The 20,168-nt window shown below is 60.3% G+C and carries 18 protein-coding genes; all 18 read left to right on the forward strand.

Annotation, left to right across the window (positions count from 1 at the left end):
- The first annotated feature begins 1 nt into the window (after position 1).
- The 18 genes from VMY05_11195 to VMY05_11280 all read left to right on the forward strand — a co-directional run bounded on the left by VMY05_11195 (position 2) and on the right by VMY05_11280 (position 20,157).
- Positions 2–1,420: a sigma-54 dependent transcriptional regulator gene (locus VMY05_11195; GenBank protein ID HUV31639.1), complete on the forward strand. Its 1,419-nt coding sequence runs from the start codon at positions 2–4 to the stop codon at positions 1,418–1,420.
- 62 nt (positions 1,421–1,482) lie between these two features.
- The gene (locus tag VMY05_11200) at positions 1,483–3,081 is read left to right on the forward strand and encodes a hypothetical protein (protein HUV31640.1); all 1,599 of its coding nucleotides are present in this window, start codon (positions 1,483–1,485) and stop codon (positions 3,079–3,081) included.
- Positions 3,078–4,694 carry a lamin tail domain-containing protein gene (locus VMY05_11205; GenBank protein ID HUV31641.1) on the forward strand — a complete coding sequence of 539 codons (1,617 nt, stop codon included), beginning with the start codon at positions 3,078–3,080 and terminating at the stop codon, positions 4,692–4,694. Before VMY05_11200 ends, VMY05_11205 begins: the two co-directional genes overlap by 4 nt.
- Positions 4,691–5,545 (forward strand): hypothetical protein, encoded by an 855-nt coding sequence (locus VMY05_11210; protein HUV31642.1) that lies wholly within the window; start codon positions 4,691–4,693, stop codon positions 5,543–5,545. Before VMY05_11205 ends, VMY05_11210 begins: the two co-directional genes overlap by 4 nt.
- A complete protein-coding gene (locus VMY05_11215; protein ID HUV31643.1) occupies positions 5,529–6,668 on the forward strand; it encodes a deoxyguanosinetriphosphate triphosphohydrolase in 1,140 nt (379 codons plus the stop codon). Before VMY05_11210 ends, VMY05_11215 begins: the two co-directional genes overlap by 17 nt.
- A 208-nt stretch (positions 6,669–6,876) precedes the next feature.
- Positions 6,877–7,257, forward strand: coding sequence for a hypothetical protein (locus VMY05_11220; GenBank protein HUV31644.1), 381 nt, complete (start codon positions 6,877–6,879; stop codon positions 7,255–7,257).
- 32 nt (positions 7,258–7,289) lie between these two features.
- Positions 7,290–8,288 carry a DNA polymerase III subunit delta gene (gene holA / locus VMY05_11225; protein ID HUV31645.1) on the forward strand — a complete coding sequence of 333 codons (999 nt, stop codon included), beginning with the start codon at positions 7,290–7,292 and terminating at the stop codon, positions 8,286–8,288.
- 40 nt (positions 8,289–8,328) lie between these two features.
- Positions 8,329–8,898: a sigma-70 family RNA polymerase sigma factor gene (locus tag VMY05_11230; protein HUV31646.1), complete on the forward strand. Its 570-nt coding sequence runs from the start codon at positions 8,329–8,331 to the stop codon at positions 8,896–8,898.
- Positions 8,899–8,938: 40 nt separating this feature from the next.
- On the forward strand, positions 8,939–10,021 hold the full coding sequence (locus VMY05_11235; protein HUV31647.1) for a zf-HC2 domain-containing protein: 1,083 nt from the start codon (positions 8,939–8,941) through the stop codon (positions 10,019–10,021).
- A 98-nt stretch (positions 10,022–10,119) separates the two neighbouring features.
- A complete protein-coding gene (locus VMY05_11240) occupies positions 10,120–10,566 on the forward strand; it encodes a PspC domain-containing protein (protein ID HUV31648.1) in 447 nt (148 codons plus the stop codon).
- The gene (locus VMY05_11245) at positions 10,563–11,459 is read left to right on the forward strand and encodes a DUF5668 domain-containing protein (protein HUV31649.1); all 897 of its coding nucleotides are present in this window, start codon (positions 10,563–10,565) and stop codon (positions 11,457–11,459) included. The genes VMY05_11240 and VMY05_11245 overlap by 4 nt, the downstream gene beginning before the upstream one ends.
- Positions 11,460–11,628: 169 nt before the next feature.
- The gene (gene cmk / locus VMY05_11250; protein ID HUV31650.1) at positions 11,629–12,351 is read left to right on the forward strand and encodes a (d)CMP kinase; all 723 of its coding nucleotides are present in this window, start codon (positions 11,629–11,631) and stop codon (positions 12,349–12,351) included.
- The gene (locus VMY05_11255) at positions 12,348–12,974 is read left to right on the forward strand and encodes a lysophospholipid acyltransferase family protein (GenBank protein HUV31651.1); all 627 of its coding nucleotides are present in this window, start codon (positions 12,348–12,350) and stop codon (positions 12,972–12,974) included. The genes cmk and VMY05_11255 overlap by 4 nt, the downstream gene beginning before the upstream one ends.
- A gap of 191 nt (positions 12,975–13,165) precedes the next feature.
- Positions 13,166–15,337 carry a 30S ribosomal protein S1 gene (gene rpsA, locus VMY05_11260; protein HUV31652.1) on the forward strand — a complete coding sequence of 724 codons (2,172 nt, stop codon included), beginning with the start codon at positions 13,166–13,168 and terminating at the stop codon, positions 15,335–15,337.
- 61 nt (positions 15,338–15,398) lie between these two features.
- The gene (gene mtaB, locus VMY05_11265; GenBank protein ID HUV31653.1) at positions 15,399–16,835 is read left to right on the forward strand and encodes a tRNA (N(6)-L-threonylcarbamoyladenosine(37)-C(2))-methylthiotransferase MtaB; all 1,437 of its coding nucleotides are present in this window, start codon (positions 15,399–15,401) and stop codon (positions 16,833–16,835) included.
- A gap of 291 nt (positions 16,836–17,126) precedes the next feature.
- Positions 17,127–17,861 (forward strand): hypothetical protein, encoded by a 735-nt coding sequence (locus tag VMY05_11270; GenBank protein HUV31654.1) that lies wholly within the window; start codon positions 17,127–17,129, stop codon positions 17,859–17,861.
- Positions 17,861–19,450: a flagellar hook-length control protein FliK gene (locus VMY05_11275; protein ID HUV31655.1), complete on the forward strand. Its 1,590-nt coding sequence runs from the start codon at positions 17,861–17,863 to the stop codon at positions 19,448–19,450. Before VMY05_11270 ends, VMY05_11275 begins: the two co-directional genes overlap by 1 nt.
- 11 nt (positions 19,451–19,461) lie before the next feature.
- Complete coding sequence (locus tag VMY05_11280; GenBank protein HUV31656.1) at positions 19,462–20,157, forward strand: flagellar hook capping FlgD N-terminal domain-containing protein; 696 nt, start codon at positions 19,462–19,464, stop codon at positions 20,155–20,157.
- Positions 20,158–20,168: the final 11 nt, after the last annotated feature.

Consider the following 20,168-nt stretch of genomic DNA (forward strand, 5'->3'; position numbering starts at 1 on the left):
TATGATCAAGCGGGTAGTCATTCTGACGGATTCAAAGCGGGCGGGAGAACACGGCGTTGCGTGGAAGGAGATGGGGCAAGTCGTCGGGGGGCTGGCGGAGCTTTATCGCGTCGTAAAAGAGAGCCGCGTCGACCTGATTCTCGTTGACACGTCTGAGATCACCGTTACGCAGCCGGTAGCCACGCGGATTCGACGGCAGAACGGCCTGACCGAAATATGGGAGGTCATGCATGCTGAATCGGTGAGCTGGGAGGCGGGCAGCCGCATCGACGGCGAGCTGTCCGTTCAACTCGGGCAGGACGGAATCGAGAAAAAGATCCGCCAGATCCTTGCCGACAAGGAGCGGCTCAGCCGGTACGGAATTATCGGGCGATCGGCATCCATGAAGGCGATCGGTGAGATCATCGAGAGGATTGCGCCTACCGACGTCTCGGTGCTGATCGTGGGGCCGTCCGGATCGGGCAAGGAGTTGGTGGCGCGCGCGTTGCACGAGGATTCATCCCGGACGGGCCATCCGTTTGTGACTTTCAATTGCGGCGCGCTGGCCGAGGGCGTGCTCGAGTCGGAACTGTTCGGACACGAGCGGGGGGCTTTCACCGGTTCGGTGGCCAAGCGTGAAGGGTTGTTTCACAAGGCCGAGGGCGGGACGATCTTCCTGGATGAAATCGGCGAGACAAAACCGGACACGCAGGTCAAGCTGCTGCGGGTGCTCGAGGACGGCACCTACTACCCGGTAGGCTCGTCGACCCCGCAGCGGGCCGACGTTCGTGTGGTGGCGGCGACGAACCGCGACCTGAGCGAGGCCATCGCCGAGAGACAATTTCGAGAGGATCTGTATTTCCGGGTCGGGGCCGTGAAGATCGTGGTGCCGTCGCTCCTGGAGCGCAAGGAGGACATTCAGCCGCTGCTGCAGCATTTTCTGCGGGACAGCGGTCGGCCGGACTACTCGGACTCGGCCCTGGATCTCCTGACGCGCTACGACTGGCCGGGCAATGTCCGCCAGTTGCGCAACTTCACCGACCGGATGACGGCGCTCAAACCGGGCGGTCTGGTTGAGGAAGCAGACGTAGAGCGCTTCATCTCAGAACAGCACGCCACCGCCACGCACCTGCCGGTGTCAACCGGGCGGACAGTCCAGGAAGCCGGTCAGGAGCTGATTTACCGGGCCATCCTGTCGCTGGGCAGCGAAATCAGGCTGCTGCGCGACCTTATTACCGCGAACATTCCGAGTGAATCGTCGGCGGCCGGGCAGGAAGTCGGGCGGGCGGCGCAACCTTCCTCGACGATGGAAGACATGGAAAAGGCGATGATCGAGCAGGTCCTCGCGGAAACCGGTGGTAATCGCAAGGAGACGGCCCGTAAGCTGGGCATCGGAGAGCGAACGCTGTATCGCAAGCTCAACAAGTATAACCTGCACTGAGCAAGGAAGGGGGCTGGGGGGCTATCAGAGTCACATTCTTATCCGTCTGCATGATAGGTGTCGTGCTTTGCGCGGAGGTGTCCCTGTCGCAGGGTTTGTCCACGACGGTCTTTCCGTCTGAGGACGAATTGCGCGAGGCGCTCTTTCTGGGCGAAATAGATTACGAGGAGTTCGGGCGCCTGCAGGAAATTGCATTGCAGGGCATTGATTCCACTACCCGGTTCCTCTACGATCAGGTTCCGAACCTGTCTTACTTCGCCCCGACACGGGGATCGCTGGTGACGCCTCTTGAAGCTGAGCAGCAGGCTCCGTTTCGGGCCGGCCCGGAGCCGGCGGCGGTCGCGGGAGAGCTCCGCTACCGCTTCCTGCAACAACTGCAGAACGACGATGCGAATTGCTATCGGCTGTCAGGTCGGCTGCGATTCGGCGAGCGCCTGAGCGTGAGTTTCAAGGTACATCGGGAGTTCTCCGGGCGAGAGCGGTTTGTCGGGCGGGCAATCAGCTACCGGGCTCGTCGCGGGTTCATTCGCAACGTGACGCTGGGCAGTTTTACGCAGCGTCTCGGCCTGGGAACAGTGTACGGTTACCGCGGCAAACTGCTTTCCAATTCACCCCGGCTCGGCACCGAGTCGTTTCTTTTTCCGGATTACGGTGGATTCAACGGTCTGATTGTCCGTGGCGGCACGAACGAAGTGCAATTCTGCGCCCTCGGTTCGAGCAACCGGGGTGCGACCCACAGCCTGACGACCGGGGGCGGCATGGTAGCGCGGCAGCGGGGACGTTTCAGACCCGGTGCCGTCTTCGGCATCAGCCGGCTGGAACGTCGGACGGACGGCGCCGCCGGGACGGATCGGAAACTCGCGGTCAATTCGGAGTACCGTTACACGCAGGGTTACGGCATTCTGGAAGTGGTGGGGCAGTCCGGCGATTTTGGCGAAGCCGCCGCCGTTGTCATGGAGGGACGGCACCGGTTTGCCCGGGCCGAGTTGCGCTACGCCGGCTGGGTCTACGGGCGTGACTACGCTGATCTCACGGGAGGGAGCAAAGCAGCCAACGTGCGTCGAGCGGTGGAGATGGACGAGCTGGCGTTTGCTTACTCGACGAGGCGGTCGGGGCAGCGGGGCGCCCTCATTCGGACGTCGGCCCTGCTGGGCGAAGACGTCCAGTTCACTAGTTCTCTGCTGCACGGGATGAGCCGGGGAGCGGCATCCACGACTCAGGTCTCGGCGGCACTGGTCAGACACCTGTCGTCCGCTCTCTCTGCTGAGCTTACTTACCTTACTCTCAGAAAGGAGACGGGGGTCGGGATAAATCGGCAAGAGCGGGTCGATCAGCGCCTGCGGGCGCAGGCTCGATTTACTTCTGGTCAGGTATCGGTGAGAAGTTATATTGCTCTTAACGCGAGTGACAGGCGCGCGAGTAACGTGTCACTCTTTGTCTATGTCAGGCTGGAGACTCAGGCCGGCGGCCGCGTTGTGCTCTGGTCGGACCTGGCCCGGTTGAACGGGGACGGAATTCAGTACTGGTACGTGTTTTTGCAGAATGAGCAGGAGTTGCACGAACGCGTTCGGCTGACCGCCAAGTTCGGCCATACTTACAGTCGAACGGCTGCGCAGACGCACCGCCCGGTCATCTCGGTGGAGTTGGTAGCGCTGTTTTGAAGACGGGAAACGCCATAGCCCTGGGAAGTCTGCTGTTGCTGATTGCGAGCGGCCTGACGGTCGAATCGTCGGTAGTAGTAAACGAGGCGATGGTCAACGAGCCGGGCGGCAACGTGAATCTGGAATGGTTTGAGTTGTTTAACGACTCGGACGGTCTGGTCAACCTTGACTTCTTTCAGGCGCAGATCGGTGCCGACACGCTGAACTTTGCCGGCGGCGGCGCCATGCTTCCGAAAACCTACGCCGTGATCTGCCGGGACTCGCTCGCTTTTGTCCAGGAATGGGTGGACAACCCGGCGGACGTCCCGTACACGATCATCCAGCGCACCTTCGGGTTGACCAATGACGGCGGCCTGATCCGGCTTTTTCGTCTGAGCAACCCGGAATCCGAGCTGCTCTGGACTGAGAGCGGGGCCGATGGCGTGTCCTGGGAACGGATACTTCCGGAATCCGGCGACTTGGCGCAATCGACGGATCCACGCGGAGCCACGCCGGGGCAGGTGAATTCGGTCACGCCGCTGCCGCTGGACCTTTCGCTGGGGAGTGTCGCGGTCGAGGCCTCCGACGATGGTGCGTTGCTGACTTTTATCGTGAGCAACGTCGGGCTCAACACCGTGACCGGCAGCAACGTGACCGTGTATTATGTTGATCCCGCCGATTCGGAGAACCGCGACAGCGTCGTGGTGGTGCTGCCGGTACCGCCGGTGGATACGGGGTTCACCACGATCCTGCAGACGGGCGTGGCGGTGCCCGGGTACTACGTGCACCTGGGTGCGTCGGTGGACGACGACGATCGGCCTGCAAACAACCACCGGGATTTCTTCGCCCCGGGCACGGCTTATCCGCCGGTCGTTCTCAACGAGTTTCTGGCCGACCCGAAGGATCCGTTGACGTCCGAATGGGTAGAGGTGTACAATCGCAGTGACAGCACTCTGGATATATCCGAATGGATGCTTGGTGATGAGCTGGGGTTGCACGCCATGTGCGGCCCGCCGCTGGTTGCAGGCCCGGGCGATTACGTGGTCCTGGCCGAAGACGCGGCGGCGTTCGAACGGTTCTACGGGCCGCTCGACGGGTTGCTTTGTGAGCCGCTGGGCTGGGCGAAGTTGAACGATCAGCAGGGCGATGTCGTGCGGCTGGTCGACCCGTTCGGCATAGAAGCGGACCGATTTGCGTACGTCGCCACGTTTGACAGCAACTATACGTGGAGCCTAAGTGAAGGCGGTGTCGTCGAAAGCCAGTGGGGTCGTTCATCGGTGACGGGCGGCAGCCCGGGGGAGCGTAACGACGTCTTTGTTCCGCCCAGCGCGACCGGGTTGCAGGTGGACGTGTATCCCCGGATTTTCTCTCCCGACGGCGACGGATGGCAGGACGTCACGGTAATCACGATCATCGCTCCCCCCGCCGCTGACTATACGATGAAGGTATATGACAGCGACGGCCGCGTGGTAAAAACGTTCATGGACAAGGCCGGTCCCTGGGAGGTGCGGGTGGAGTACACGTGGGACGGGCGCGCCGACTCGGGCAACCGCCTGCCGATCGGGATCTACATTCTGTATTTTGACGCCGGCGGCGTGGAGTCGAGTAAGAAGACGGTGGTGATAGCGCGATGAAGACCGCAGGCATCATCGGGCTGACGTTCTTCTCGGCACTCTGCCTTTTGTCGCCGGCCGGGGCGTTTGAATTCATGACCTCCGACGGCCCGGGGATGGGGAGTTCGATTATGCTTTCCGAATCCTCGGCCTCGGTACTGGTGAGCGTCCCGACGGGCAGCATGGTGCCGGGCGAGTGGCAGGTTCAGATGGGGGCGAGCCGGAAGTTCGACCTGAGCGATCTTGACCGTGCCTTCATCGCGGCGGCGTACCGGTGGCGAGCGCTCACCACGAGCCTGGGATTGATGCAGTTCGGCCAGAGAGACCTGTACGCCGAACGTACGTTAAAGTGGTCGCTGGCGGTACGGAGGGATTCCGTCTCGGTGGGGTTGTCGGTTTCGGGTATGATGGTTGACATCAGCGGGGGATACGGCCAGTTACGGGCTGCCACGATCGGTGCCGGTGCGTCCTACCGTGGCGGGAGATGGTTTGTCTGTGCGGTCGGTGACAATCTCACCAGCCCGAAGCTCTACGAGGGGTCGGTCGCCCGGAGACCGAACTATTCGCTCTATGGCGAGTTTGTCGGCAAAGCGTCGTTTTCCGTGACGGGGCGAGCCGCCTTCCAGGATACAGAGAAACCGCAGTTTGCGCTTGCCCAGCGACTTCGTTTATCGGGCGGGTCGACGATATTCTGGGGGGTGTCGACGGCGCCGCTGACGTACGGTGCGGGTCTGGAATTGTTCGTGAAAAGGATATGGATATCTTACGCAACTTCGGTGCATCCGGTGCTGGGGTTCTCCCACACCGTTGCGCTCACGTTCGGTTCGAAGCAGTCGCGCTTGCGGGGAGACGGGTTTGATCAGCCGCGTTGACATCGAACAGCGTGAGCGGCAGACGCTGGCGCCCTTCGCGGCCTTTTCGGCCGAGACGAGGGGGCGTGGCTTTCCGCAGCACGATCATCCGCTCAGGACGGTGTACCAGCGAGATCGCGACCGCATCGTGCATTCGACCGCTTTCCGGCGCATGGAATACAAGACGCAGGTTTTTCTCGCCCACGAAGGCGATCATTTTCGGACGCGCCTGACCCATACGATTGAAGTGGCGCAGATCAGCCGAACGCTGGCCAGAAACCTGCGCCTCAACGAAGACCTCACCGAAGCGGTGGCTCTCGTGCACGACGTCGGGCACACCCCTTTCGGGCATTCCGGAGAAGATGTGCTTGACGAGTTGCTGACGGACCGTGACGGGTTCAACCATAATCGGCAGTCGCTTCGGGTCGTGGATATCCTGGAACAGCGCTATCCCGAACACCCGGGGCTGAACCTCTCCTACGAGGTGCGGGAGGGAATAGTCAAGCACGAGACCACCCGGGCGATCACCCATCCGGACTTTGACTCCGGCGAGTGGCCGACCCTGGAAGCCTCGCTGGTCGATATCGCCGACGAGGTTGCCTACAACGCCCACGACATTGATGATGGGCTGAGGTCGGGTCTGATACGGCTGGATGATATCCGTGATCTGGCCATCTGGGGAGAGCAACGGGACGAGTTGTTCGGTCACGAGGAAGGCACGTCCGGCGGTGAAAACGACCAGACACGCTACCGGCTCGTGCGCTGGCTGGTTGATCGCAAGGCCAGAGACGTGCTTGACGAGACGCAACGGCGGATTGACGCTCTCGGTGTCGTCGACATGAAGACCTTGCGATCGGCTCCGAGCAGAGTATGCGCCTATTCCGAGGCCATGGCGGCGTCGGTGGACGGACTCAAGGCCTTTCTACGGTCCCGCCTGTACTGTCATCCTCAGCTCATGGCGAAGTCCGAGCGCGCCAGGCAGGTGGTGGTAACGCTGTTCAACAGTTTCAAGGCGGACCCGACGCTGATGCCGGCCCGGTTCCAGGAGATGCTGCTCACGGAACAGGCCGAGACGGTTATCGCTGATTATATCGCGGGCATGACCGACCGCTACGCTGAGCGGTTGTATGGCGACGTCAACTGAAAACGAGGTCCGGCGTCCTCAGCTTAGGCGGTTCCTGCCGGCCTGAGGGCGGTCCGTTAGGCATATCCATACCAGTGAAATGTGAATGATAGTGCAGGGTGCCGGTCGCCGGGAGCGGTGGCCTTCTGTTAACCTGTTGAAAGACAAGGGCTGAGGTTTCCTGACGCGGGCAGATCCGGGGGGCACAGGGGTTGCTCCGAGTACCGGTATGCAGTGCTTCTTCGGGACCTTCGATCTGCCTGAAACGGCTGCCGACGGCAAGTCCGCGGTGGTGACCTTCCACATACCGGACATGGGGATCAGATTCAAAGCCCCCTTTGCGGCGGTGGACAAGAACCATTCTGGTCTGGCCTCCCTGCTGGCCCTGCTGGAGTTCATAGACTCCAACCAGAAGTACTTCTCCAATCAGACTTTTCAGATTTTCGGCAACAATCAGTCGGTTATCGACCAGGTGAACGGGCGCAAACATTCTCCCGATCAGTTTGCCCCTCTGATTGAACGAGCCTTCAGATACCGTGAGAAGTATCGGTTTTCACTTGACTGGGTGCCTCGTTCCGAGAATCCCGCCGTCGATCCGCTTTTCGATTGACCTGTTTTCCAATGTCGTGGTATACTACTGCCATGACTCGCGAAAGGCGATCTTTAACCCCTAAAGCTCTATCGGACGCTGTTTCCTCGGGAAAATTCGAGCCCCTGTACTACTTCTATGGTACGGAAGACTACCGGATTGTGGAGGCGGAGAAGTTTGTGGCCCATCAGTTTCTGCCGGAGCGCCAGATACCGACGAACTACCGGAGAATGGACGGACGGCGAACAAAGTGCGTCGATATTCTCGCGGAGCTGTCGGCGTATCCCATGCTCGGCGAGCGTCAGGTGATAGCGGTCTCCGATATCCAGAGTTACAACGCCTCCGAAATAGATCGTATCCTGAAGATTCTCGATCCGCCCGACCCGAACCGGATTGTCGTGTTCAGTTCGCCGTCAGCCAGGACGCCAAGGAAGAATTCAGCGGCCAAGAACAGGCTCGCCTCGGCGGCGGTGACGGTGGAATTCACCAAGATGACGGCGCGGGAGACGGCGGGCATGATCAGCCGAAAGCTGGCCGGGCACGGCCTGGAGATTGAGCCTGATGCTCTGACCTTGCTGACCGAACTCGTGGGTGGCAATCGCGGTGCGGTTGAGACCGAGACCGGCAAGCTCGTCGACTACGTGGGACAGGGCCGGACGGTGACGGCTGAGGATATTCGAGCGGTTTCGGCCGGGTTTCAAGTGTATTCGATTTTCACGCTGGCCGACGAGATTATCAACGGGGACAGACGGCGTGTGCTCAGACAGGTGCAGACTCTGATCGCGGACGGCAGTTCGCCCACGGGGATTCTTTTTTTCGTCGGTCAGCATTTTTTGTCCCTGTATCTTGTCAGGAACGACAAACCGCTGCCGCCGAATGTCCGCTTCCTGGCGGGGAAGTTCCGGCAGCAGGCGTCAAGGTTCGACAACCGTCAACTGGAATACTTCCTGACGGAGATTGCGGCCTGTGACGCCATGATGCGCCGCCAGAGCATGAAACCGCGAATGGCGCTGGAGGCGCTGGTTCTGAAGCTGATGGAGTCGGCCGGATAGCCGGCAAAAAGGGCAAGCTCGACGGGAAGAAATGGCCGCTTTGGGAGTAGCTGAGGTAGATAACGCGGTCAGCGATCGCAAGCTGATCGAGGCCGTCCAGAACGGTGACAACAAGGCGTTTGGCCCCCTCATCCGGCGCTACCAGAAGCGGCTGTTTCGGTTCGTGTACGGACTGACCGGGTCATTCGACCAGACTGAGGACCTTGTTCAGGAGGCGTTTGTGAAAGCCTGGGGTGCCATCGGGACCTTTCGTACGGAGCACGATTTCTACCCGTGGCTGGCCACTATCGCGCGCAATCTTGCGATCAATCAAATCCACCGGGAGCAGAAGAAGGAGTCGCTGGACAAGCTGACCGGCAAAGGGTTTGATCCGCGCTCGGCGGAGTTGGGCCCGCTGGAGAAGCTGCTGGACAAGGAGGGACAGAAGCGGTTTTATCGGGCGCTGAAGTTGATGCCGGTGGAATACCGCTCGGTGTTCGTTTTGCGGCACTTCGAGGGTATGGATTACAACGAGATTGCCAGCTTCCTGAAGATTCCGCCCGGGACAGTGGATTCTCGACTGTACCGGGCGCGGAGGTACCTGATGGCCGCGCTGCGGGATTGGCTGTAGAATCGTTCAGGTCGGGGATACCGGCACGAACGGAGAACCTATGAATCACGAGTATTTTGAGGATCGGATTTCAGCCTACCTGGACCACGGCCTGCCGCCGATGGAGCAGGCAGCAGTAGAAGAACATCTCAAGGCATGTCAGAAGTGCCAGCAATTGCTGGCCAGATTGAAAGAGTTGGACGGGCTGGTCGACCGGCACAGCCAGCTGGGCGGGAACGGATACTGGGAGCAGTCGGCTCGCAAGATCGAGGAGCGTATCGGCATTGCCGCTACCGAGGTGACAGATGTGCAGCCGGCCGGGCGCGGCCGGGGGCCAGGCTGGAAATGGGCGACAGCGGTGGCGTCGGTGGCCATTCTGGCGGCCATCGGTCTGCGCCAGTCGGACATTGTGAGGGACGAAACGATGGTGCCGGCTGTCCGGGCGCCGCAACAACCGGCGGCCGGGGAGGAATCGGTCCCGGAAGTGAAGGAAGCGGAGGTTGAGGAGCCCTCTGGTGCCATTCAGGAGGAATTCATACCGACGCCGGCAAAGCCGACCGAGTTGCCGGACGCGGCAGATCGCCGGGAGAAGCCGGCGGCAAGTTCGGGCACGCGTGGCAGAAAAGAGGAACCGGCGCCGGTCAGCGTGCAGCCGCCCGCTGAGACTGTGTATGTTCAGGGCGGAAAGAAGGGTGAGGAAGATCACCTTGCGGGTGAGTCACTTGAGTCCCGGGATTACAAGAGTGATGTCAAAAAAGAGTCCGAGGAGGAGTTTTTTCAGCCCCAGGCAGTTGTGCCGGAACTCGCGGATCTGGAGCCGCGCGGGGCCGGTGACCTTGGCGTCTGGCGGCAGAGGCGAGATTCCCTGATGGCCTTATTTCGGGCCCCTTCGCAGCCTGACAAGTCTATCGTTGAGCGTGCCGGGTTGAAATCGGCCCTTGTCGAGAGGACGACCATGGACCGCGATTCTCAGGCACGGATCGAGGCGGGACTGCTCGAGGCCTGTTACCGGGTGGCAATCCTGAGCCCGGACAGCAGTGAGACGGCCAGGGCGGCCGCAATACTGGACAGCATAGCCGTTGACACCACCTCGCCCAGCCGTGACCTGGCTCGCCGGTATCTCGAAAGGCTGAGAAAGCAGTAGGTGCCCCCTGCAGATTGGCCGCAAAGCAGTGAATCTTTGGCACCGGCCTTCCGTATACCTATACCAGAGATCCGTACTGGAGAGTAGGAGGAGTCCCCGTGAGTAAAAGGCTTTACCGCTCGACAACTCAGAAGGTGTTCGCCGGGGTCTGCGGTGGTTTCGGCGATTACTTCGAGGTCGACCCGGTGCTTGTAAGGATCATCGCGGTTATCCTTTTCTTCGCACACGGTGTCGGATTTCTGGCCTATATGGTCGCCTGGATCGTGATGCCGAAGCGTCCGGTTGGGGAACCGGTATCTGGTGAACGGCACTATTCATCCTGGCATAAGTACCTTCCGGGGGTGATCCTGATCGCCATCGGTGCCGCCCTGCTCCTTCGTGAGTTCTGGTACTGGTTCGATTTTGGTGAGATGTGGGCTGTCCTGTTAATCCTTGCCGGACTGGGGCTCATTTTCCTCAGGAGCAGCAAGCGCAATGAAGGGACGGAAAGTCAGCACGTAAACGGCCACAATATGAACAGTCATAACGGGATGGGATCGGTATGACACCGGCACGCTTTCGATGGGGCATGCTGCTGATTCTTATCGGCACGCTTGTTTTGTTGCGCAATTTTGACGTTCTCGAATACAACTTCTGGTGGGATTTCATAATATACTTCCCGCTTTTCCTCATAGCGGTCGGCATTGAGAAGATCTTTACCGGCTCCCGGATGGAGTTCATTTCATATCTCACCACGGTAGCCCTGGTTGGCGGAGCAGCCTTCGTGGCGTTGGAGGGAGCCGAAAGCAGCGAAGCCAGTTTCTTCTCGCAGACAACATACACTCAGGAGGCCGATCCGTCGGCCGAGAGCCTTCGGGCCGTGCTGCACCTCGGCAGTGGGGACCTGACGATTCGTGATGCCGGAGATAACATGGTCTACGGTCGATTTCGGGAGTTCACGCGCAAGCCCAAGATCAGCTATTCGCTTAAAGGTGATCAGGCGGAGGTCGTGTTCGACAGCCGGTCGGGACGGTTCTTCAGCGGCCTTGTACAGGTGGAATCGGATGACCCCGACGACTGGTACTTGTCATTTTCCGATCACGTGCCGCTGTCGCTGGAGTGTTCCGGCGACCATTCGGATATACACATGAACCTGTCAACGACACCGCTGCGCGATTTGCGTCTCGAGGCCGACGATGCCGAAATATACCTCAAGATCGGCGACCTGCTGCCGTTCGTGAGCGTCACGGTCAAGGGTGACGAATCGAAGCTGCGGTTGCGGGTGCCGCGAGACGTTGGGCTTCGGGTCTCCGGGGCTGAGCACCGGAATCTCCTGAAACGAATTGGTCTGAAAGAAGACAGCGGATTTTTTGTCAACGACGGCTTCGATACGTTGAAGCGGAAGATAGAAATTGATCTGGGCGATCGGTTTCGGTCGCTATCTCTGGATTTCTACTGATATACTCTTCCTCCAGTACTCTTATTGCCGGCTGGCCCGCGGATCCCCGCGGGCCAGCTTAATTTATGGTCAGCCGTACTTGAATGACCCGGGTGCCCGGGTGTGACTCGGCGGCTTCCTGAGCGGCGGGGGGCGGCCGCCGTGCGAATTCGGGTTGCACTCGGGTCGAATGCCGCCTAAATTCGGTCACATGGCTGCGTCACGGTACAACCTTACGAAATTCAAGGGCAAGATCATCGCCATCGACGGCCCGGCTGGATCGGGCAAGTCCACCACGGCCAGGCTGGTCGCGGCCCGGCTCGGCTACCGGTATCTGGACACGGGAGCCATGTACCGGGCCCTGACGTGGTTTGCGTTAAAACACGGTGTCTTTCCGTCTGATGCCACCCGGCTGACCGCGCTGGCGCAGAAGCTCGCCATTGAATTCGAAACCCACGAGGACGTGAACAGGGTCCTGGTCAATGGCGAAGACGTCACGACCCGGATACGCAGCGCCGAGGTGACCCGGCACGTCTCGGAAGTGTCGGCCCACCGGGGGGTGCGCGAGGCAATGGTAGTCAAGCAGCGGGAGCTGGGCAGGGACGGTTCGATAGTGGCTGAGGGCCGTGACACCACGACGGTGGTCTTTCCGGACGCGCACCTGAAAGTTTACCTGGATGCCTCTATCCGCGAGCGAGCGCAGCGACGCCTGATAGATCTTGCAGGAATGGGTGTGGCGGCGACTATCGAGGAGCAGATTGCCGATATCGAGCGGCGGGATGCCTACGATTCGCAGCGGCAGCACTCGCCGTTGACCAGGGCCAGGGACGCTCACATAGTAGACACCTCGAATCAGACGATCGATCAACAGGTTGAGCAGGTCCTCGTCCTGTTCAAGGCCGTACTGAAGTGAAGGTCAAGATTCTTTATGCCATTGGCTGGTGCCTGTCGCGCTTGATTATGAGCGTGTTGTTCCGGGTCAGAATCACGGGCACCGAGCACATACCCGACCGAGGTGCTTTCATCCTGGCTTCGAACCACATCTCGTTTTATGACCCGCCGTTTCTGGGGGCGTCGGTAAGGCGGGAACTGTATTTCTTTGCCAAGAAAGAACTTTTTGACAACGCGTTGTTCGGCGCGGTGCTTCGACGCGTCAACGCTTTGCCGGCGCGTCGCGGGTCGGTTGACCGTCGGGCGCTCGATACCTCGATACGTGTCCTGGGCCAGGGGCGTGGTCTGGTCATGTTCCCTGAAGGCACGCGCTCGATGACCGGCGACCTGCTGCCGCCGAGAGCGGGGGTGGGGTTGATCGCGGCCCGGGTGCGCTGCCCCATTGTGGTGGCCCATGTTCAGGGTTCGAACCGGCTGTTGGACTGCTTTCTGGGGCGGCAGCGCCTGTCGGTGACGTTTGGCGAGCCCATCCTGCCCGACGACTACGGGGAACTTCCCGCCGGGAAACAAGCTTATATCAAGATTACCGGCATGGTCATGGAGCGGATACGGCGTCTGAAGGACGGGGTCGAGCATCTCAAGTAATTGAGCGCACTGGCCGAAAGTGTGGATAGTGCGCAATTTCCGGGAAAAACCGCTTGGCAAATTTGGGATATTCGTTATACTGTGTGGCTCTCCTCATAACGGAATCGTTTTGAAGGCGAGGTCCCCGGCAGCTTTCCCGCAGGGAAAAATCCAAAGCTTCCGGGTTTCGAAGGAGGTTCTTTTTTTCGTACATGGCTACAGCCAAAAGAACAAAGAGCACCGCCGGCCCTGCCAGGACATCCCGGCGGAAGGCGACCGGCAGTAGGAAGACCGTCAAGGTCAAGACCAAGATTACCAAGGGGGCAGTCAAGGCAGTGGAGCCTGAGGCCATCAAGCCGCAGGAGTCGGAACTGCAAGACATGGTAATGACGGTGCGTCGTGAGCGGGTAGTCCAGCGAGCTCGCGACCGCGTCGTGCAGGTGGCGCAAACGCCCGAGGTCCAGCCGGAGATACGGGCGGTCAAGATCACTGACGTTTCCGGCGTCGTTTACGACAAGGCTGACTACGACGCGATGGTTGAGATGTATGATTCGACCATCAAGGACATCAAGGAAGGCGAGATCGTAAAAGGCCGCGTGCTTGGCGTTTCGCTGGACGACGTCATCGTAGACGTCGGTTTCAAGTCCGAGGGGATTATCCCGATCAGCGAGTTTCCTCTGCCGGTCAACATCGCGGTCGGTGACACCATCGAGGTGTTCCTGGAGCAGATCGAGAATTCGCACGGCCAGCTTATTTTGTCCAAGCAGAAGGCCGACTTCATGCGCGTCTGGGACAGGATTCGCGACGTGCACGACGCCGGGGGGACGATTGACGGCCGGGTGTCGCGCCGGATAAAGGGAGGTGTGGTGGTCGACATCATGGGCGTTGACGCCTTTCTGCCGGGCTCGCAGATTTCACTTCGTCAGGTGCCGGATTTCGACGCCCTCATCGCGCAGACGATGACGGTTAAGATCATCAAGCTGAACAAAAGCCGCCGTAACATTGTCGTTTCGCGCCGCATCGTGCTCGAGGAGGAGCGCGATCGGATGCGGTCGCATCTGCTGGGCGAGATCGAGGTCGGCCAGATTCGTCAGGGGACGGTCAAGAATATCACCGACTTCGGCGTTTTCATCGATATGGGCGGGGTGGACGGGCTCTTGCACATCACCGATATGTCGTGGGGCCGGATCCGCCATCCCTCGGAAATGGTTTCGCTTGGCCACAAGATTGACGTCAAGGTTCTCGATTTCGATGAGAAAACGTCCCGTATTTCACTTGGCCTCAAGCAGATGACGCCGTACCCGTGGGAGAACATCGAAGAGAAATTCCCGATCGGCAGGAAAGTTACCGGCCGGGTCGTTTCGATAACCGACTACGGGGCGTTCGTGGAGCTGGAAAAAGGCATCGAGGGGCTGATTCACATCTCTGAGATGTCGTGGACTCAGCACATCAAGCACCCTTCCAAGATCATGAACGTTAACGATCAGGTTGACGCCATCGTGCTTTCCGTGGACAAGGAGAACGAGAAGATTTCTCTGGGAATCAAGCAGATGGAGCCCGATCCGTGGCTGACCATCGAGCACCGGTATCCGATTAACACGGTGGTCACGGGCAAGGTGCGCAACCTTACCGCGTTTGGCGCCTTCGTGGAGCTTGAGGAGGGGATCGACGGTCTGGTGCACATTTCGGACATGTCCTGGACGCGGCGCGTTCAGCACCCTTCCGAGGTGATGAAGAAGGGGGATACGGTGGAGGTCCGGGTCATCAAGATCGACCATGACAACCGTCGCATTTCACTCGGCTTCAAGCAACTGACCGAGGATCCGTGGCCGGAACTGGCAAGGAAACTGGCCGTGGGCACCGAATCGCTCGGCACCATCGTCAAAGTGCTCGACCGCGGAGTAGTGGTTGATCTGGGTGATGGCGTCGAGGGGTTTGTTCCGGCCAGCCAGCTGGCCACGCAGGAACTGACCGATCCCACGGGCGTCTTCAGGGAAGCCGAGGAGATCCCGCTGCAGGTAATCGAATTCGACCGCAATCAGCACAAGGTAGTCCTGTCGGTTGTGGCGTACTACAAGAAGCGAGAGCGAGCTGAGTTCGACAATTACCTCACCAAGCATTCGACTCAAGCCGGTGGTTCCATGGCTGACGTGATGCCCGAGGAGATGAAGGCGAAAGCCGAGGCGGCTCCTGCGCAGGAGACGTCCGGTGAGCCGGCCTCCGAGCACGCGCCGGCTGAACGGTCCGCCGAGGAGCAGCAGGAACGGGGAATCGAACCGTCTTCGGCTCAGCCGGATGACGGTCCCGATCAGGCTGCTGGCTCCGGTGAGGCTCCGCCCGAGGCGGCAGCGGACGATCAATCCGTGGAGGAATCCAAAGACTAACGGGGGCGGTCTCTTTACGATATGGGAGCAGCGGTCACAGGGACTGCTGCTCCTTTTTTTTATGGTGAGCCGGGACCCGGCGGTCGGCCTGCCCGACGAACTGGCCGTAGAGGGCGCTAAAAAGGCAACTATCGAGCACGGTCTTTTCGTTATATTACTGAGAGTGAAGAAATCCACGTTCAAGAAATTGTCAATCCGGACGGTCGGGTGCCGTCTCAACCAGTACGAGACCGAGCGGATGGTCGCCGACCTGTACCGGTACGGCTTTCGGCGGGCTAAAAAAGGTGAGCCGGCGGATCTATACATTATAAACACCTGCACGGTCACCCATCGAGCCGACCAGAGCAGCCGCAACATGATCAGCCGGGCGGTGCGTGAAAATCCCGATGCCAGTGTCGTTGTGGCCGGTTGTTACGTGGACAGCGATCCGGACAGGATCGCCGCCATGGAAGGCGTCGATGTGCTGCTTCCGAACGCGGACAAGGAGCGAATAGGGGAGATTCTCCCGGAGCGCCTGCCGGAGTTGTTTGCAGAGCAACCGGAAACGAGCTGCGCCGCGACGTATCCGCCATTCAGTAACTACAACCGTTCCTGGCTGAAAATCTCAGACGGGTGTAACCAGAACTGCTCGTTTTGCGTCCTGCCGGCGGTTCGGGGCAGGTTGCGCAATCGCCCGCCGCTGGAGATACTGGACGAGGTTAACGCGCTGGTCGAGAACGGATTCAATGAGGTGGTGCTAACGGGCGTTCACGTCGGGCACTACCGGTATCGGCGTGGCGAGCCGCGGGTGAAGAACCTGGCGGGGCTGTGCCGCCTGATCCTCGAGGGGAGCGAACTGAAAAAGCTCCGCATTTCATCGATAGAGCCGCAGATGGTGTCCGATGAGCTGGTGGACACTTACACGCAAATGAGTGGACGCATCTGCCGCCACCTGCACGTTCCGCTCCAGTCAGGGTCACCGCGCATCCTCAGGCTGATGCGTCGCCCTTACACTCAGAACTTCTATGTTCGCCGTCTGGCGCTGGTGAAGGAAACCGTGCCGGAAATGATTGTCGGCGCCGACGTGATTGTCGGCTTTCCCGGCGAGACGAACGAGGATTTCGAACGGACGCGACGTATCTGCGAGTCCGGCCTCATCGACTACCTGCACGTCTTCAGCTATTCGGATCGTCCGGGCACGCCGGCGGCCGAGTTGCCGCACAAAGTGAAACCGGACGTGATCAAACGACGGAACGCGATTCTCACCCGCATATCCGGCGACTTTCGGGCGCGGTCGCACCAACGCCAGGTCGGGCTGGTCCTTGACGTCATTGCCGAGCGTCGCCAAAAGGACAAGGGCTTTTTCTGGGGCATATCCGACAACTACGTACGCGTCAAAATGCCCCCGGAATTCACGGGGGGCAGGCAGATCGTCAGGGTGCGCGTCAGATCGGCTCGCGAAGATTACGTCGAGGGGGAGTTGGTCGACGTCGAGCATCCTTTACCTGCTTCACCTTAATCCTCGATCAGGCATCGGCGGAAGGGGGGCGGACGAGCCCGCCGGTGGCAAAACGTTTATTCCCGCCGGTCCGCCACGCTAGCCCGGACGACCGTCCACGCGCGCGGCGCATAATTATTTCCCGGAACACAGGAAAAATCTTCTCTGACCTGCCACAACGCCAGGGACGGGCGGTGGCGCATGGAAGGCGTAAGTCGATGTTGCTCAGGGGGCTAGCGGGTGCGGGCAATAGTTGGCACGGGCCTTGCCTTCACATGCCGTGGAGAAATGCTATGCGCTTAAAGGTGTGTGATGGTCGAACAGGCAAAACCGGACGCTGACGAGAAATCGGAAAAGACGGCCGAGCGCGGCAAGTTCGCTTTCGGCGGTTCCGTGTTGAAGTACGTAGCCATCGGCGTCGTCGCCGTGGGATTCGTCGCGGTCGTAGTAGTCGGGACGCTGCTGGTTGTGGGCACCGACAAAACGCCGGCCTCGGCCGTTTCTGAGGCTGCGGTTGCCGCCTCGACTGATAAAGGCGGGGCAGCGGCGGACGCCGCCGGTCAAGACTCCACCCTGGCACAGGTTGAAGAGGACTCGGGCGTTATCGAGGATATAATGAACAACCTCGAGTTCCTCGATTACAAGCCGACTTCGGCGGACATGGCCGAGGACGAGCAAATGGTCATGACGGTCAGCGATTCCGCCAAAGCGGCAGACTGGCTGAAAACCGAGAAAGCCAGGCTGACCAAGAAGGAAGAGGGGCTCAATACCCGCGAGCGGGAACTGAATATCCTCGACAAGAAAGTCACACAGAAAATTCTGACCCTGGAACAGGCGGAATCCTCACGGATAGCCAGCCTGGCTAAACTCTATGACGGCATGGAGCCGCGCGCGGTGGCCAAGTTGATCGCCAACCTGGACGACGAGACGGTGGTGGCGATCCTGCCGCGCATGAAGATCAAGAACGCATCTGAGGTGTTGGCGCTCATGCCGGCAAAGCGGGGGGCCAGGCTCTCCAAGCAGATGATTACGATTGCGGAAAAGTGATGATGCAGCCCGGTGTAAACATACTGGATATGCTTCTCGGCACGGCGGACCAGCGCGGTACGGCGCGCCCGTCTGATGCTGTCGGCACGACGGCGTTAACGGGGCCGGCGTTCGGTGATGTTCTCGGTCTGCTTGTGGCCGACCCGGAGCAGCCGTTCGGGCCATTTGGGACGGACATCGGACCCGGCGCAAGCGGGACCGCATCTGTCGACGAAAACAGCCCGACCGGGGCATTACTGAGCATGGATATGGCCGGAGTCGCGCGGCTGTCCAACAGCCTTACGGCTGGAATACCTGACGTTTTTTCCGTTCCGCCGGCATCGGCAAGGCCTCCGGCAGTGACTGAGAACGCCATGTCGGTAGCCTGGCCGGGTCAGTCGGCGCTGGACAACCTGACGCTTCGTGAATTGGTCATCCTTCAACGCATGAATCTCAGCCCCGGCACGTATGATATCGCCGACTGGCATCTTGGCGATGACCGGATTGACCTGCAGTTGAAACCGCACGGCCTTGACACCGGACAGATCAGACTCAGCCTCCCGGCGGAGCTTCTGAAGGCCGCGGCAGAGGGCCGTCTGAATACGTCGAACGGGCGTGCCGAGCTTCTGAGCCCGGCGAGGGTTGATCTTCACGCGGCCGGTCCGACCACGCCGAGGTTCAACGATCTGATTGCGAATCTGAATCTGAAGTCAATCGAGATTTCCGGGCCGGTGAGCGAACAGACTGCTCAAGCGACCGGGGATTCCGTCACGTTCAAAATTGTCGCGGAGAATGCCGGAAGTGAGTTCGTAATTCGGAGCAGGATCGCAAGGGACAAGATCGACGCTACCGTCGCGGAGAAGCGCCCGGTAGCGTTTCCTGCCGACAGGCAGGTTCTCGAATCGGGGGCGACGGCAGGTGCCGGCAAGTCGGCCGGTCAGTCTGCGGACTTTGGATTCGGCGGTCAATTCGGCCCGGACGTCCCGTCGGGGTCGAACGGCCGGACGGCGACGCCCTTCGTCAGGCAGCAGGGCTGGATGAACGAGTTGAACGCGATCGATCGGCAAGACCAGCCGTGGGCGACCTGGGAGACGGAGGGTGCTCCGTCGGCCGACCTGTCCGGCGGCGATGCAGCCGCGGTGCGTTCAGGCACGGTGCAGGCGAGGCTGTCAGCGTCACAGGTCCGTTTCACTCTACCGGACGACATAGGCCGCGTCCTCAGTCCGGATCGCCATTCAGTGACAATTCGCATTGAACCTGATCATCTCGGCACCGCACGATTGCATCTCGCATTGCGCGGTGATTCGCTGAACGCCCGAGTGATCGTTGAAAGTTTCCAGGCGCAGGCGGCGGTGGAAGGCTCCCTGGACCAGTTAAGAGAGCACCTCGGCCGCGCAGGGATCAAAGTTGACCACATAGAGGTTAGCGTGGCCGGTGACGGTATGCGCAACCAGTTCTCTGATCGCCGTACCGGCTGGCATCGGCCCGTACGTTTCCGCCCGCTGGGGCCGGATGAGGCCGAAGCGGCTGAGGCGGCGGCAGGAGTGCCGGTGATGGCGGCGCGAGAGGCCGCCTATATCAGCCAATACGGAGTAAACGTGCTCGCATAGGAGCGTGACAGATGTCTTTCATATCGCCGATTCTAACCGATAGCTCCGGCCAGCCCAGAACGACCGGATCGCAGCAGATTCTCGGCAAGGACGACTTCCTTCAATTGCTCGTCACCAAGCTTCGCTACCAGGATCCGCTGAAGCCGGTTGAGGACGAGGCCTTCATAGCCCAGCTGGCCCAGTTCTCCTCGCTTGAACAGATGAACAACATCGCCGAGGGAATCAGTGCCTCTAACCAGTGGGATTACCTGCAGATGCAGTCGATGAACAACGTCATGGCAGCGGGCTTCATCGGCAACGAGATCAGGGCCGAATTCACCGGTGTCTACGCTGATCAGGACAATGAACCGACGATCTCGTACAGCACCAGCCGCTACGCCGACCGGATTGAGTTCAAGATACACGACGCCGAGGGTAACGTGGTTCGGACGCTGACCGTGGATGGGGCGGCGGCCGGTACCGGGAGCGTAACGTGGGACGGCAGGGATCAGCGCGGCAATCGCGTGGCGGAAGGATATTACACCGTCGAAGCATCCGGAGTCACACCGTCCGGCGAGGTGTTCGCACCCAGCCTGACGTTAGTCGGGGTCGTATCGACGGTTATCTATCGGGACGGCCAGGCGTTCCTGGTCGTTGACGGTACTGAAATCGCGCTGGGCGACGTGGTGGCCGTCGGCGAGCCGGGCAGCCTGAGCAAGGATGATTGAACCTGCAGCGC

The organism is Acidobacteriota bacterium (assembly GCA_035529075.1).
Lineage (GTDB): Bacteria > Zixibacteria > MSB-5A5 > GN15 > FEB-12 > DATKXK01.

Excerpts from the sequence above, each read along its gene's own strand:
- VMY05_11195 (HUV31639.1), top strand. The coding sequence starts at position 2 with ATGATCAAGCGGGTAGTCATTCTGACGGATTCAAAGCGGGCGGGAGAA.
- VMY05_11210 (HUV31642.1), top strand. The coding sequence starts at position 4,691 with ATGAAGACCGCAGGCATCATCGGGCTGACGTTCTTCTCGGCACTCTGC.
- VMY05_11220 (HUV31644.1), top strand. The coding sequence starts at position 6,877 with ATGCAGTGCTTCTTCGGGACCTTCGATCTGCCTGAAACGGCTGCCGAC.
- holA (HUV31645.1), top strand. The coding sequence starts at position 7,290 with ATGACTCGCGAAAGGCGATCTTTAACCCCTAAAGCTCTATCGGACGCT.
- VMY05_11235 (HUV31647.1), top strand. The coding sequence starts at position 8,939 with ATGAATCACGAGTATTTTGAGGATCGGATTTCAGCCTACCTGGACCAC.
- VMY05_11245 (HUV31649.1), top strand. The coding sequence starts at position 10,563 with ATGACACCGGCACGCTTTCGATGGGGCATGCTGCTGATTCTTATCGGC.
- cmk (HUV31650.1), top strand. The coding sequence starts at position 11,629 with ATGCCGCCTAAATTCGGTCACATGGCTGCGTCACGGTACAACCTTACG.
- rpsA (HUV31652.1), top strand. The coding sequence starts at position 13,166 with ATGGCTACAGCCAAAAGAACAAAGAGCACCGCCGGCCCTGCCAGGACA.
- mtaB (HUV31653.1), top strand. The coding sequence starts at position 15,399 with ATGGTGAGCCGGGACCCGGCGGTCGGCCTGCCCGACGAACTGGCCGTA.
- VMY05_11270 (HUV31654.1), top strand. The coding sequence starts at position 17,127 with ATGGTCGAACAGGCAAAACCGGACGCTGACGAGAAATCGGAAAAGACG.
- VMY05_11275 (HUV31655.1), top strand. The coding sequence starts at position 17,861 with ATGATGCAGCCCGGTGTAAACATACTGGATATGCTTCTCGGCACGGCG.
- VMY05_11280 (HUV31656.1), top strand. The coding sequence starts at position 19,462 with ATGTCTTTCATATCGCCGATTCTAACCGATAGCTCCGGCCAGCCCAGA.